Raw genomic sequence first — 15,998 nt, 5'->3', positions numbered from 1 at the left:
GTGCTTTACGATTTATAAATCAACATTTATGGCTACTTCTAAAGATGATACTATAAAATCTAATCTCCCACCTTCAGTCCTTAAAATTAATAAAAAAACCGATCATTTTTTTATTTCCATTAGTAAGCAGCAGGGGGTACATTCTTTCCTAATGCTAGGGACATATGACCCGCAAGGACATAAAATCCAACGGTTACTTAGTCGTGTTGGCAAGGGACACAATCTTACTAAACCTAACTTTTTGACTAATATGCAGTGCATCTGTAATGGATTGTTTTTTAGTAATCCAGCAAGTTTAAGGGATGAATGGATCTACAGGGAGAAAATTGGCCTACACCCGATCAGTTATCAAGCATATGATATTACCTACGAACAATATATCGAATTTGTACGAATATTGGAGTCATTGCAAACCGATGAAAATAAGTTCGCATGTTATAAACCCGTAGGGACAGCAGGACCTGTTGAATCCGAACAGGAGGGGCAATGTGCTGAAAAGCCTATAGAAAATCAGGATAAAATTAAATTAAGGTTCACTGAAGATAAAGTCTTTCCTTCTCGCGATGTACGTCAAATACAGGAGAGTGTAAGTGAATTGGATTTAGGTAACACCTGCAGGCATTCAGCAATCAAACTCGTTGAAGAAGTACAGCATGCACCAGTTGGCTCTTTAGTTTCTTCCAGTTTTTTTAGGGAGTTACCTTATCAAACGATATTGGAATACGGTAAACCCAGTCAAGATATCCCTTTTTATGTACTTCCACCTCCTCCAGCCGCTTTTGTTCTAGGTGATGAGGGGGATGGGGCAAAAGAAATGATACTCGGAAAGCTATACTCTCGAATGGAAGCGCTGCCGTGTTTAGAACCTGATTCAGAGGATACACAAATTAAGTTCTCAAAATTAAAAGAATTATATTTAGACCTGGTTGGACCAAAGAAAGATTTAACTTTGGATTTATTAATAGAAAATATTCAGGATTGGAAAGTAAAAAATAAACCGCAATTAGAGGTTTTGAGAAAAACCTACTTTTGGGATTATCTTCCTTTTGTCAAAAGAACATCATCTACTATGAAGTTACTTGATGAGATAGAAAATGATCTGAAAAGTGGACCGACTAATCAATTACATGGCTAGTATAACTGATTTCTAGTCTGCTCAACTGAATTCGAAAGAATATATTAATCACTCGAGGGGGATCGTATTCATTGTCATTCAGTTGAGGCAGGATACAATAGATCAAACTGTAAGTCGTGATTTTCCGCGAAAGCGGTAATCCTTCTATAAATTTTGTTTCATGCCAGTGGGCAATCCATTTTCGTCTTTGTCAAAATGAAATACAATAGTTTTCTGTAAAAGCTACTCGTGCAGAGGGTTTGTTCTTAACTTAACAGTAGTAATCTAATATTTGACCAGGAATCAAAGGAGTGAGTATGAAACTTTATTATGCCAAATCAGCATGTTCTTTAGCAGTACGTATTGTTCTTAATGAGTTAGGAATCGATTTTCAAGATGAAGAAGTCGATTTAAAGGCAAAAAAAACACGTTCAGATGAAAATTATTTATCGATTAATCCTAAAGGTGCAGTACCAGCACTTTACCTGGATAATGGGGATTTGTTGACAGAAAACCAGGTTATTTTGCAATATTTAGCGGATATAACACCTGGTCAAAAGCTTTTACCCGCAGTAGGAGACTTAAAAAGATACCACACCCTCGAGTGGATAAATTATGTTGCAACTGAATTACATAAAACTATTGGCATGTTCTTTAATCCCAATCTTAATGAAGAAACAAAAAAAAATTTTATGTCCATAATCACTACTCGATTGAAGTATGTTAATGAGCGTCTTGCAAAAGGGACCTACTTGATGGGGGATGACTTTTCTTTGGCCGATGCTTATTTATTTGTCATAACCAGATGGGCGTATCATTTTAAAATGGATCTTTCCGCGTATAAACATTTAGAACAATTTATGAAAGTGGTTGCACAACGTCCTGCTGTGGTGACTTCGCTAAAACAAGAAAAATTGTAATAAGTACTTGTCACTGAGTAAGAACGTTTGTATTGTGTGTATTTTTTGCCTTATCTGCACTTTAAATTCAATCGTTCTTCAAGTGTTTTGCCCTAAGATAAGGAAAATACTCATGTAATTATTTGGGATGTGGAATATGCCTATAAAATCTGCTTTTCAAGGTGGAATAGAACTTAATTTTTCCCCTCAACGCCAATTTGAACCCATTGAAGGTGCGGAACAAGAAAAACAGGCACCGATTATTGCGCGCAATGCGGTGCGCTTTTTAATGATGGGATGGACAGAGCAGTGGACTGAGTTTTTAACCCCAGCCGTAGCTTATGCTGTTTTTGTAAAACGTGATCATGAATTATTACGGGAATTACGTTTCGCTTTTCAACAGGGTTTCTTCGACCTTTTTGAGCAATTAAAGGATAAGGAATTAACTGCTCAGCAAAAAGAGCAATTTCATCTTTATTTAAGTAATTGTTTGACGTTACTCCCATATGGCGATTTAACACCTTATGAAGCCTTTAAAATCCCTCAATTTATTGACGGCCATCTGGAACTAGTCGAATATCAAGTCAAACCAATTGAATTAACCCAAAGAACAGGATGGAACCGTTTTATTATTCAAGACCAAGACCGTGTTTTTGCTTATGGACTTGAGCCGCTTTTTCAACAAAACGCAGAGTCTCACTTAATTTTCATGGGCACAACTTATCCTATGGGACAGGGCTTCATACCCCAAGTGAATACGGATTCCAAAGGCTTTGAAACTGTTGGCGAGTCTCTTTATCAAACGGGACGAGATCGCATTCATCAATGGCTTAGCAGTCAAAAAAATAAAGTGCATGTATGTGGTGTCAGCTTAGGTGGTTCACTAAGCTTATTACTTGCTATCGATAAAGGAAATTATGCATTGTCTCGTGTTGATGCCCTCAATCCTGCTGGGCTGCATGAGGGGTGGTTCAAAAATAAAAATGATCATTGGCATGAATTGGCCAATAAGCCACTCGTTGTTGTACAAAAGCAAGGAAATGATCCTGTTTCAGCCTTTGGAGTCTGGAAGGATGATTGGTACATTATGCAAGTCACTCCACCACCCGATAAACAAGGGCCCAATTGTTTTTGTGACCATTTTTTAAATTATGCCGGATTCGCCGATACAACCTTTACCTATATTGATGCCAAACAGGATAATGCCAAACGAAAAGCGCGTAATTTTTGGCTTTACACCCTTGGTAGGGCATTACTCTATGGTCTTTTCTTTCTGCCGTATACTTATGCAGTGCGTCCGCTTGCCTATTTTTTTGTTCAAAATTGGATGATTACAATAGCTGTATCAGGTGTATTAGCAGGAGTGGGTCTTACCTTGGCTGGGATCATACCCGTAGCTGCTTTATTTATCATTGCTGGAGGATTGTTGGCCTCCATTTTTGCCTGCTCAACATACCTTTCGAAAAAAAATCGAGAAAATTCTGCTATTCGATCGCTTGTAGAAAAAGAGGAGCTGGCTGAGATGCATGATCCTTCTCTTTCGCGCAATCCGACTATGGATATCTATAATAAAGACGAGACAGTTAAGATAGAACTTACTCATCCGCAAATACACACCTATTATGATGTGATGCGCCGGCTGGTAAAAGGAAAGAGCTATTTGCCTGACGACGAACACAAAAGTAACCATGTAGCAGGGGTTAGCAAAAAAAGAGTACTCGAAGAAAGTGCTAATTCCCAAAGTGCAGATATTGTAGTGCCTTTTACGGTTACTCGAGCTAAGGCCGCTCACATTCGGCGTACTTTATATTGGGTACAACAATTAGGAATGGAGAACGAGGCCTTATTAAAAGAGAATTTAGAAAAATGCTACAGTGAGTATCGAATAGGTAAAGGCATATAATTTATATTCATAGTTCACTCGGTTGGATTGGCTGGGCCCAAGTGATCTTTATTCAACGACCAAAACAGGGAAAGGGAGGTTGAATTGTCAGAAGGAACAACATTTAAAGGAGGTTTGGAACTCAAGTTTTTTGAGCAAGGGGAGTTTGAATCTCTTGATGGAGTGGACTCTTCTCAAACCGCTCCTATTTTGGCCCGCAATATACTGCGCTTTTTTACTATGGGATGGACAAAGTCTTGGACTCAATTTTTAACTCCAACAGTGTTATCTTCTTTTTTTCTTCAGCGAGATATGGAGTTATTAAGAGAAGTTCGTCTGGCCATGCAACAAGGGTTCCAAGAGCTTTTTAAGCAACTCCATGAAAAAGAATTGAATGACGAGCAAAGCGAACAAGTTCAACTTTATTTAAGTAATTGCTTGTCTATGCTTCCTTACGGCGACTTAACTCCTTATGAGTCCTTTAAAATTCCACAATGTAATGAAGGGCGTTGGGAATTAGTTGAGTATCAAGTTACTCCGATTGAACTAACAGGGAAACATGGGTGGAAGCAGTTTTTTACCTATGATCATGATCGCGTTTTTGCTTATGGACTTAAACCAATTTTTCATGAAAAAGCAGAATCGCATTTAATTTTTATGGGCACTACCTATCCTGCAGGGCAAGGTTTCTTAACTCAAATAAAAACGGACTCAAAAGGATTTGAAACGGTTGGTTTATCCTTATATCGCAGTGGTAGAGAAGCAATTCGAACATGGCTCAATCAACAGAATAATACAATTCATGTATGTGGAGTAAGTTTGGGAGGGGCTTTAAGTTTGTTGCTTGCTCTTGATAAGGGGGATTATAAAATATCACGTGTTGATGCATTGAATCCACCGGGGCTTTTCGATCCTTTATTTAAAAGTGGGTATGACCACTGGGAAGAATTGATTCAAAAGCCAAGAGTTGTAGTGCAAAAACAGGGTGATGATCCGGTTTCTTCTTTCGGTATTTGGAAAAAAGATTGGGAAATCCTTCAAGTGGTGCCGCCAAAAGACAAGAAAGGGCCTAATGCTTTTTTTGATCATTGTTTAAATTATGCAGGATTTGCAGATACCGAATTCAGATATGTTTCGGCAGAATACGATAATTCCCAGCGCAAAACGCATCATCTCTGGATTAATGTATTAGTGAGATCCCTGATTTATTATAATATATTGGTACCTTACAGCTATGCATTTCGTCCTTTTGGACATTATGTACTGAATAAATTACTCCCTCAATTGGCTAGCAGTATCTTTCAGGGGGTTAGGGAGTTAGCTCAAATACATCATCCTGCTTTGCCTCGCAATCGAATAATGGATATGTATGATGAACAGAATACTATTGAGCTGGATCTCACCTATCAACAAATAAATACTTATTATTATGTCATGCGCCGTCTGGTTAAAAATAAAAATTTTATACCCAGTAAAGACAATGAAATTCAGCATGTGAAAGGCATTAGAAAAAATGATTTCTTAAAGGTTATCAGTGATCCTAAAAATTCGCACCTAAATATACCTTTTACAGTAACTAAAGCTAAAGCGTCGCACATCATGCATACGTTATCCTTAGTGGACCGATTGGGTTTGGATGATAAAGAAACCCTTCAATACGAATTAAAGAAAAACTACGAAATATATCGGTTGGGCAAACAATAATTAATTTTCGTTCGATGGTTGCACGACGTTTTAACGTGTTCATTGGCTGCATACAAGATAACAAGAAGCTCGGATTAAATGATCTTAATCCGAGTGGAATTTATATCATGACAGTTGATTTAAAAACGAAAAATTAGATGAGCAGCAACTGAATAGAGAAAAGGATAATATGAGTCGGCAGGATTCAGTTGCGACTCCCCATAACCCGCATTAAAATTTCCAGCAATTTCACCAGTTATCTGTTCAGTAAAATTATAACTCATACCTACGGCAAAAGCAGGTCCTGGACGCCAGTCATCGACAACAATATCTTTACGATGCACACCTGCAACTCCAGCTCCGGAAAAGATTTTCATCTGGGAGTGAGGAATAGGGACCATGAGTTTGCCCATCAGGGTTACGACTTCAGTTTGGGTTGTTAAAACCTCTAAACCATCGTGTTTGAAACTGAATAAACTTATGGAGTCAAAATGAACATTCGCATCTGGAAAATGCATATAACTGGTTTCGATTGCAAAGAAGCGAGTAAATTCATAACCAGCTAAAACGCCCCATGCACTTCCACCTTCTTCCACATCAATAGGAGTTGATAACATCAAGGCCACATTTTGATTTTCTTCACTTGGAACTAAACCTTGCCAGGTAGTTGAACCAAAACCCGCAATTGCACCAATGTAAAAAGGGTGGTGGGGCATATCATTGGTCTGTGCCAAACAAAAAGATGTTGAAAGAAATAACAATGAGAATAAAAATGATTTTGAATTTTTATTTTGCACAATAAGTACTCTACGAAGATTGTTTTAATCATTAGAATTTCTGGTTGGGCTATAGCCCAACCTTAATCATTTTGTGTTGACTCTAACAATTTATATAAATTACTGACAGGGTTGTTTTGTGGAACTACAAATTCTACCACGAGAATCTATTCCACCGAGACGATAACAATTCCAATTATCGAGACAATCTTGTTTCGTAGTATAAGGTTGAGCGGCGCATGCTTTATCCAATGAACCATATACGCTGACCATACGAGCATACAACATATTCATATCTTGACACATGCCGGCAGGCAAGCCAGAACTAGTACAGTAACACGTTGCAACTTGTTTAAATGAAGAACAAAAACCGGCATCATTTGTAGGGACCGCATTACCACAAGTATTTCCATATGAAAAAGCTGAGAAACTGAGTAAAAAGATTAAACCAGCAAAAAATCCTCGAATCATTTTTAACATCCTCTATAAGGCTGAAAGTTTATCTGAATTACTCTATCAGAAAATTAATCGGGCTGCAAAAGATCGTATGAATAATGTAGCTGAGTTGAATACGAAGCCAGCATAGTTATTGAATTATTGCTGGAGAGTATTAATCAGCTGTTTTTTGTAAAAAAAAATCAACATGTAATTACCTAAATGGCAATCTTGGCACCGATTTGGCAGGGCGTGTTCTGCATGAGCGATAAGGGATAATTGGCTCCTTAACGTTGTAATAAAGGCGATAAAATGAATTCTAAATCGAGAGTGTCTAAAAAAATTGTTCTACATGTTCATGTTTCAGCATAAGTCCACGTGAATTGTTTTCAAATACAATTGATTCCATGATCTGAATGACTTCTTCGACAATTTTCTCACGAAATGTGGGTTCTAAGTTGGCTGAAATGACTAAATAATGCAGGTTCTCATTGTCATTGCGGATGAAACTGGCTTCAAAGATATAATTTATTGCAAGTAAATCATCATTATTGTGTTTAATCTGTTTCGAATTAAACCCAAATAACTCCAAATTTCTATTGGAAGGTTCTACGAAATTATCTCGGATATTGAGGTTAACAAGAAATTTTGTATTTCGTTTAAATGAGATCATCCGACTGCCACATCGTTGTAATATTTTCCGATAAATAGAGGGTATCTTGAGTAGCTTTGTACAGATTGGAGTAACGAGCTGGGTAAGGAAACGTTCTACCCTATTCGGCTTAAGCGAGCTAATAGAGCTAAGCTTTACAAGGTTTGAACAATATTGATAGTTACTGGTATCAATAATGGCGTTACGTATTTGTTGGGATAAACTAGTTAGTGTTGCCTTATCATCAAGACTGATTTTAGTCGGTTCCACTCTCAAGAAACAGCCAATCGTATTATCATAAATGGAGTTATCTCGTGTGGATTGAATGATGTTGATATAAGTATAAGGAGTTTCACTTGCGTAGCTTCCGCAGCAGTTTCGTAAAGCCAGCGCAATAACTGCGCATAATGTATTGTTCATGCTGATGTGGTTGCGCTCGCAAAAAAGTTTGAGATGATGGATTAAGTCCTTGGATATGACTGAATATGTTGAATAAGGAATATTTGCGCTGCGCATGTCATGAATTACATGCTCTTCGGGAAATGTAAATAAGCTGGCATCTTTCAAATATTCCTCCCAAAATGGGATATCTTCCTCCGAATGCATTTTCATTGCAGTTCGTTCACTAAAAATATGTTCTTTAAAACGCGTATCGATTTCAATTTTATCAAGTGTTACTTGATTATAAAGTTGATAAAATTGAGATAACTCAGCAAATAAAATATCGATGCAATGATCATCAGAAATGAGGTGCGGAGTGCAAATTTGCAGTTCTGATTCATGCTCATTTATGTAAAATAATTTGCCAATAATCAAAGGGGTTTTCTTAGGCCATGGATATAAATTGATGAGTTGAGTCATTGATATCTGTAATTCACGTTCGCATTGTTGCATAGGAAGTGATGTGAAATCATTAATACTCAATTGAAACGAATAGTGTTTTCGTTTTTTTTGTGCGGGTTTTAATTTTAATATCTGAAAAGTTAATGCTTCATGTTTTTTTAAAACTGCTTGAAAGGCAAATTCTAAAGCTTTTTCATTTAAATGACCGCCCAGCCTCTTTCTCGCGACAATATTTAGTTTCTGTGCTTTAGGCTCAAATATGTAAGACATCCAGAGTAAAAACTGGAAATCACTCAGAGGAATGTTGATGAGTTTATGATAGTCAGGCCGCTTATTTGCGCTTTTTTTCTTATTTTTTTTGGTACTCTTGATAATTGGGATTAGTTTGGCAATATTTGTGGCTTTATAAAAGTCATAGATGCTTATGCTTCTATTTAAATCTCCATTTATTTTCGCAATGATACGTGCTGCTGATAAGGAGTGTCCTCCTAAATCAAAAAAATCATCATGAATGCCGATGAGGGGAACTCCTAATTCTTCTGACCAAATTTGTGCAAGTTTTTTCTCTAAGGCAGTACAGGGTTCAACATAGTCATGACTGGCAATTAATGAGGGTAAAGGTAAGGCTGTTTTATCTAATTTACCATTAGCGGTCAGCGGGAAGGACTCAACCCTTACAAATACTGAGGGGATCATATATTCAGGCAAATATATTTGCAAAAATTGTCGTATTTGATTTGCATTTAGGGCGCAATCACCGTTTTTTAGGATGTAATAGGCTACCAATCGTTGCTCTCCAAAAGAATCTTTTTGAGTGAGTAGCACTGCTTCTTTAATATCAGGTTGAGTCAGCAAGTATTTTTGTATTTCACCCGGTTCAATACGATATCCACGTATTTTGACTTGCTCATCAATGCGCCCTAAATATTCAATTACTCCATCAGAACGTTTTTTGCATAAGTCCCCTGTTTTATATAAACGAGTTTGATTATAGGTAGTAAATTGTTGTTGCGTTAATTGGGGTTGATTTAAGTAACCACGAGCCAGACAGGCGCCACCAATATATAATTCGCCTGGCTCTCCACCTCGAACAGGCTGGCCTTTCTTATCAAGAATCAAGCAATTCATATTCGAACCTGCTTTCCCAATAGGCACGTTGTTATCTAAATCGGCGCAGTTTAAAATACTTATTTTATAAGTCGAAACGGCTACGGTAGTCTCTGTTGGTCCGTATTCGTTATATAAAACATGTTTAGGGTAGAGCTTAAGCCAAGATTGGCATTCGGCAGCAGACAAGTTTTCTCCACCCAGGATAATCGAGCGTAATTGGGGTAAGGCAATAAAGTTAGTTTTTGCTTCTTGCACGAGTACCTTAAAATAACTTGGAGTTGATTTTATGATGTTAATGCGCGATTTTGCCAAATAATGCAGATAAGATCGTACTTCCTTCTTAATCACCTCCTCGCAAAGAACAACGGTTAACCCAAGCATTAGAGGAACAATAGTCGAAGTGACTGACATATCAAAGATAGGATTGGCAGAAAAATCAATTCGTTGCTGAGGTTTACACTGAGTATAATCAGCAAACCATTTGCAATAATTCACCACGGAGCGATGTTCAATGAGCACGCCTTTTGGAGCGCCTGTGGAGCCAGATGTATAAATGATGTAGGCTAAATGTTCAGGAGTATTTGTGGGTGGGAGGTTGTCTATTGGCTGTTGATTAATCTTATTATGATCCCCATTCAAGAGAATTACTGCTCCATGGTAGGAAGTAAATGAATCAGTAAACTGAGATTGGGTGATTAAAATTGGTGCTTGACTATCATGAAGTAAAAATAATAAGCGTTCTTTGGGTTGAGATGCGTCTAAAGGCAAATATGCCCCGCCTGCTTTTAAAATAGCTAAAAGCGTTATTAGAAAATCAAATGAACGGTCCAAACAGAGTGCAACGGGAGTGTCTGGCTTTAAACCTGAACTTTGCAAATAATGGGCGAGTTGATTGGCTCTTTGATTAAGCTCGCCATAAGTCAGCTTTTCATTTCCTTTTAGCGCCGCGATATAATGAGGAAAGTGGCGCGCATATTCTTCAAATAAGGCATGTATTATTTTTTTATTAGCCATTTTTTATCCTAAATTCGGCAGTTAAAGAATAGCGTACAATCTAAATCTTTTGCTGAATTTAAAGGTTTCTTAGTTATTTTTTATTCATTACGCAATGCTTCTGATCTTGGAGCAATAAAAAAACACCTTTATTTTCACATAAAAAATAACTAAAAAACCTTTAAATTCAGTATAGTAAACACTTTTGCTATATTCAACGTAGAAAATAAATAATAGGGATCCGCTGCTTTTTATCGGTTAATTTTGCGAATTTAGGATTAAAGTTTGGGTAAGAGTCGATCTAACCATTTGGGAAGGTACCAGACCCAATTTTTAAAGAGCGCCATTGTAGCAGGTACTAAAAAGCTTCTTATTAAAAAAGCATCCACGAAAATGGCAACAGCAATGCCAAGTCCAAATGCTTTGACCATTAATACATCTGCTATCAAGAAGGAGCAGCAAATTACGATAACAATGAGAGCCGCACTTGTAATAATACGACTGCTTTTTTCGATACCAAAAATAATACTTTTATTGTTGTCTTTAGTCAGCTGATGCGCTTCTTTTATACGCGTCAGTAAAAATACCTCATAGTCCATTGAAAAGCCAAATAAGGCACAAAAGATAATTACCAATAAACTAATATCGAGCATTTCTTGGGGTTGGAAATTAAGTAATGTAGAGAAATATCCTTTTTGAAAAACGAAAACCAGCGCACCGTATGAGGCGCTGAGGCTTAATAAAGTCATTAAAATTGCTTTCAGAGGTAGAAATATCGATCTTAATAGCAAAAGCAAGATCAGATAAGAAAATACAATGATCCATAGAATGGCATAGGGAAGAACACGATAAATACTATGCAGCACATCAATATTACTTACAGCGATGCCAGTCAATTGCACTTTTAATCCCGAACCTAATTGGATGTGATGTAATTCATTAACCAGTTTTTTGGTTTCTTCTGAATTAACGGGATGCTTGCTGATTACATTGATAATTGCTAAGTGTTTGGTAGTGGTAGTCTCCAACAATTGCTTCACACGCGGATCGAGTAACTTTTTATCGAGGTGATAAAGGGTATAATATTGGCCCTTTTTGAGATCCGAATTACTGCTAATGATGCCATTGGCCTCTTTGACCAATGGATTTTGTTTTAACTTATGAACCAAATCATAGATTTTGGATAAGTTATGACGAGATAAAATTGAGGACGAGGGGGATTCTATGACCAGGATCACAGGATTTAGTTGTTCAATTTGAAATTTCTTCGCATATGTATCATAAAAAGCTCTGTGTTCTGATTGCTCAGGGAAAATCCGATAATCTGAAATGCCAAACTTTGCTACTAAAAAAGGATATCCAAGCACTAATAAAAAGATAAGAATAGGGAAGAAGAACAGGTAAGGGTGTTGCACGACCCGCTCTGCGAGCCAACGCCAAGAACCATAACGATCCTTTTTCCTAAATAAACGTATCGATAAAAAGTTAATTTTTGATTTCAGTACGGCAAGGATAGCTGGCAAAAATATGGTTGAGATTAAAACTGCAAAAAATACAGCCGCTAGACCACCAACGGCAACTGAGAATAAGATGTTGACCGGGAATAAAAATAAGGCGCTGAGACTTACAAAAACAGCCAAGCCACTAAAGAAAATGGCTTTACCTGCTGTTTCTTGAGTTGTTGCAATTGCTTCTTCAATATTTGAGCCGTTTTTTAATTCATCCCTAAATCGACTAATAAAAAATAATGAATAATCCAGACAAAGGCACAAACCAAGTAATAAAGCGATGTTGATTGTGAAGATAGAAAGAGTAAACAAATGCCCAAAAAAATAGAGTGTAGTTAAAATAATAATTGCACATCCACCACCCAAAATAATTGGAAGTGTGGCTGCAACTACCGAGCCAAATACAAGAAGTAAGGTAATAATCGCCACTGGTGTAGCGACAAAATCCGCTTTATAAAGGTCAATTTGTGTCTGTTGATTGACGTTTTGCACGAAAAGAGGTTCCCCACCAAGTTGCACGGTCATATGGGAAGGTTTTTTTATCGATTGCTTGAATTGCTTTAATAATTCATCACTAAGAGGTTTATTCGTTTTGAAGATGACTGCAGCATAGGCTGTATGTTTATCCTTGGAAATTTGATTTTTATCATCTGGGTAAATTATTTCATTTTTAATTGGAAAATCTTTTAAATCAGCCAAGGATTTTTTGATTTTTTCTTTAAATAAAGACTGAGTCGCTGAATATTTAGAACTATGGTACATGATGAGAAATTTATTTTTATCGTTGTAGCCTAGTTTTTTATTCATGTACTGTTCTGTTTTTGCACTTGCAGAACTCTCATCAATGAATCCAGTGGTTTTAAATGGGGTAATAATGTGGGGCAAAAATGGAATGCAAAACACGATTGCAAGTAACCATAAGGCTATAATTGGCCAGCGTAGCTTATTTATAAATCTTCCTAATCTGTATGAGAGCGCTTTTTTTTGCATTTTTATCGTCGGAACTCCAAATTCCGTAAACTTATAAATATAATGACTCTTTTAATATATTAGTATAAATTAGACAGTATGTGTAAATTAATGAGTGAAAAGCTATTTGTGCATCAATATCAAGATCTAATAACTCTTTTTTATAATTGTTTCGGTAAAGAATTTAATACCCGACTTATAAAAGGCGATAACGAGCCTATTTACTTACCCGCTGATGAGCAACGTCCTTATAATGCGCTCTATTTTGCTCATGGCTTTTTTAGCAGTGCGCTTCATGAATGTTCCCACTGGCTTATTGCCGGAGAAGAGCGAAGAAAACAAGTAGATTTTGGATATTGGTATATGCCAGACGGGCGGACTGAAGAACAGCAAGCTTTATTTCAGCGTGTTGAAGTAAAGCCTCAAGCTTTGGAATGGATACTTTCTAAGGCTGCAGGACATAAATTTTATATCAGTATCGATAACTTAAATGGGACAGAATCAGATACTGTTGCTTTTAAACAGGCAGTATATGAACAGGTTAATCATTATTGTACACATGGATTATCACAACGTGCGCAAAAATTTCGAGAGGCTTTATGTTCCTTTTATGGCCAGCCATCTGATTTAAAGATCGAAGATTTTTCTGTAGAAGAATTATGAACCATCAATGATGAAAATCCCCTCTCCCACGTGTGGGAGAGGGGCGGCGGGAGGGTTCATTATAAAAATCAATTCCCTCATTCGCCCTGCGGGCACCTTCTCCCCATAGAGAGAAGGGCTATGCCTCAGTTAAAGATAGGGACTGTTGTGTTTTCGCACAGGTTACATTCGGAGCTCAATGATGTAACACGACACCGAGAGTCCAATCCAGGTTCTGTGCAGAAGGGACATAATTCACCTTCTGGTTAGCTGTTAAGCCATAGCCTTCCACCATTAAAGCATAATAAAAAGCGGGTAACAGGCAATAGGACTCAATGTATTCATTATTGGGGAATTGACTGCTTAGGCTTTCCCATTGTTGATGACAAATTAGGTTATTTGCTTGTTGAAGTAAATCTTGAATCGCTAGTTGATTGTCATGGAACTGAAATGGTTTACTTTCTACAAGATTGGCAAAACCACCAATGGCATACCACGAGTTAATATGGCTGGCAGAAAGAATGGGTTGGACTTCATTTTTAACTTTATGCATTTGAATTAATGGAGATACCTCTTGTTCACAGGTCATCGCATCACCTTGTCCAGAGTTTCCATCTGGAAGAGGAAACCCCTCAGAGAAGCACGAAGTAGTGTCCAGAAGTTGATGGGTCATTTCGTTTTGGCCAAGTCCAAGAAAACTGTGAACGGATAAATTGATATGTTGACCATATAAATCTAATTCAACTTGCGGGCCTTTGTTATCCAAATTTTTTTGAATTGGGAAAACAATTTGCACTGAAGCGCCTCCAATATCCATAACTCCTACAGATTGGCCTGCTGACGTGAGGGCCCCGATATGATAATTCACTGCAAGCCAGTCATATAATGCTTCATCAAGCCCAGTAATTGTTTTTGCTTCCATCAATTGCCATTCAGATTTTTGACCAAACCACTTTTGCACTTCTTGATAATAAATTTTTTGTTTGGTTTGTGGTACAAGACGCATTCCCGCTGTTGCATAAAAATAAACAGGTATGTGTTGTATAGGAGCGCCTGAGAACAGTGTTGTTAAGTACGCATCGATGGTATTTTGACTTGCTTCAATCATCGCAAATCCGGGCTTGACCTTCTTAGACCATATTTCATTAATATGCGTAGGAGTGTTGGTTTCATCAAGATCATAGGCAAACACGTGAAGTCTTGATCCCGTACTTCCAGCATCAACAACGGCAACACACTGATGCTCAGTACACGAAGGAGAATCAGCATAAACATCGGTAATGACCACAAAGAAACAAGAGATGAAGAGCAAAAAACGAAGCATAGTTAAAATCTCAATAAAAAAGTATGCAAATAATACAGTATGTATTTTTTATTTTCAATATGGTATTATGTAGAAAAAATGATACACTATTTTTTACTTTTTTTATGTAGGTTGAATTTTTACCTCCATACTTTAGGCTGGGTCAAAACCCAAGCTTCTTTTTTATTTAAGTCAGTTTTCAGGCAGTATTATCATTATGATAAATCAAGAATATCGCGGTTCTCTCTATGCTATTTTATCTGGATTTCTTTATGGTTTTATTGGGTATTTTGGCTTAAGCGCGATTAATGGCAATTTGTCCGCAAGCACGATGTTGTTTTGGCGCTTTCTTATTTCAAGTATGATTATTTTAGTATTCATGCTTCCCCAAATTAAAAAAACCAATGATTCTTATAAAAATATGTTTATAGCTTTTTTCACAGGTGTTTTTTTCTATGGTATTTCAACCTGGCTTTACTTTTTAGCTTCTTACTACATAGGTTCTGGATTGGCAATGGTTATCTTTTTTACCTACCCAGTACTGATTATGTTGCTCAATTATTTCTTTTATAATCAATCGATTCCCAAAGTTTATTATTTGGCTATTGCCGTTATTTTAATTGGAATGGCACTTATGGTCGATTTAGATGCGTTATCTTTTAATTTATGGGGAATTTTACTCGGTGTTGCTTCCGCTTTTTTCTATGCATGCTATGTGATAGGTAGTGAAAAAAATGAACTTTCTCCTAATATGTCTACGTTGATGGTTTGTTTGGGGTGTATGACAACGAGTTTGGTTGTTTCCCTTTTTAGCCATTCGTTTGCAGTCCCGTCTTCTATGGATGTTTGGTATCATTTAATTGGAATTTCTGTTATTGCGACGGTAATACCCATAGTATTGTTGTTATACAGCTTAAAATATATCAGCTCAGAAAAAGCATCTATTTTATCCGTCTTGGAGCCAGTGTTTGTGGTCATTTTTGGTGTGCTACTGCTAGGGGAAGAGTTAAATCTGTGGGGGACTGTAGGTATTGCATTGGTATTAACTGGCGCATTAATTACTTTATTCAGCCATAAAATTAACTTTGGTCAATTAAAAATTCGCCTCATTCGTAGTGAAAATGCTGGATAGAGAGTCCCATATTGGTTTCAGGATTGCAGCAGGTGAAACGAATCATCCTGTACGGAT

At 37.1% G+C, this 15,998-nt stretch carries 11 protein-coding genes; 6 read left to right on the top strand and 5 right to left on the bottom strand.

The features are described 5' to 3' along the window. Positions 1-28: 28 nt before the first annotated feature. The 4 genes from OQJ13_RS02515 (at position 29) to OQJ13_RS02500 (ending at position 5,599) form a co-directional block, all read left to right on the top strand. Positions 29-1,135: a hypothetical protein gene (locus tag OQJ13_RS02515; protein WP_265708956.1), complete on the top strand. Its 1,107-nt coding sequence runs from the start codon at positions 29-31 to the stop codon at positions 1,133-1,135. A gap of 296 nt (positions 1,136-1,431) precedes the next feature. Next, a complete protein-coding gene (gene gstA, locus OQJ13_RS02510; RefSeq protein WP_265708955.1) occupies positions 1,432-2,034 on the top strand; it encodes a glutathione transferase GstA in 603 nt (200 codons plus the stop codon). Between the two features lie 136 nt (positions 2,035-2,170). Next, entirely contained in the window at positions 2,171-3,916 is a 1,746-nt protein-coding gene (locus OQJ13_RS02505; protein WP_265708953.1) for a hypothetical protein, read from the top strand. An 84-nt stretch (positions 3,917-4,000) separates the two neighbouring features. Next, positions 4,001-5,599, top strand: coding sequence for a hypothetical protein (locus OQJ13_RS02500; RefSeq protein WP_265708952.1), 1,599 nt, complete (start codon positions 4,001-4,003; stop codon positions 5,597-5,599). A 119-nt stretch (positions 5,600-5,718) separates the two neighbouring features. Here OQJ13_RS02500 and OQJ13_RS02495 read toward each other — a convergent pair whose 3' ends face one another. From OQJ13_RS02495 to OQJ13_RS02480, 4 genes are all read right to left on the bottom strand, one after another. Continuing rightward, positions 5,719-6,375 carry an outer membrane beta-barrel protein gene (locus OQJ13_RS02495; RefSeq protein WP_265708950.1) on the bottom strand — a complete coding sequence of 219 codons (657 nt, stop codon included), beginning with the start codon at positions 6,373-6,375 and terminating at the stop codon, positions 5,719-5,721. Positions 6,376-6,474: 99 nt separating this feature from the next. After that, positions 6,475-6,825, bottom strand: a complete 351-nt coding sequence (locus OQJ13_RS02490; protein WP_265708949.1) for a hypothetical protein — start codon at positions 6,823-6,825, stop codon at positions 6,475-6,477. A 298-nt stretch (positions 6,826-7,123) separates the two neighbouring features. Beyond that, positions 7,124-10,408 carry an amino acid adenylation domain-containing protein gene (locus OQJ13_RS02485; RefSeq protein WP_265708947.1) on the bottom strand — a complete coding sequence of 1,095 codons (3,285 nt, stop codon included), beginning with the start codon at positions 10,406-10,408 and terminating at the stop codon, positions 7,124-7,126. A 257-nt stretch (positions 10,409-10,665) separates the two neighbouring features. Beyond that, positions 10,666-12,885, bottom strand: a complete 2,220-nt coding sequence (locus OQJ13_RS02480) for an MMPL family transporter (protein WP_265708945.1) — start codon at positions 12,883-12,885, stop codon at positions 10,666-10,668. 108 nt (positions 12,886-12,993) lie between these two features. On the opposite strand from OQJ13_RS02480, the gene OQJ13_RS02475 reads away from it, so the two are divergent. Next, positions 12,994-13,527 carry an elongation factor P hydroxylase gene (locus OQJ13_RS02475; RefSeq protein ID WP_322783750.1) on the top strand — a complete coding sequence of 178 codons (534 nt, stop codon included), beginning with the start codon at positions 12,994-12,996 and terminating at the stop codon, positions 13,525-13,527. A 175-nt stretch (positions 13,528-13,702) separates the two neighbouring features. Here the strand turns inward: OQJ13_RS02475 and OQJ13_RS02470 are convergent, their stop codons facing one another. Next, positions 13,703-14,830, bottom strand: a complete 1,128-nt coding sequence (locus OQJ13_RS02470; RefSeq protein ID WP_265708943.1) for a multidrug DMT transporter permease — start codon at positions 14,828-14,830, stop codon at positions 13,703-13,705. 196 nt (positions 14,831-15,026) lie between these two features. Here OQJ13_RS02470 and OQJ13_RS02465 point away from each other — a divergent pair, with 196 nt between their 5' ends. Further along, positions 15,027-15,941, top strand: coding sequence for a DMT family transporter (locus OQJ13_RS02465; RefSeq protein WP_265708941.1), 915 nt, complete (start codon positions 15,027-15,029; stop codon positions 15,939-15,941). The last annotated feature ends 57 nt before the right edge of the window (positions 15,942-15,998 follow it).

It is taken from the genome of Legionella sp. PATHC035, assembly GCF_026191115.1.
Lineage (GTDB): Bacteria > Pseudomonadota > Gammaproteobacteria > Legionellales > Legionellaceae > Legionella.
This window is presented reverse-complemented; position numbering and strand designations above follow the sequence as displayed.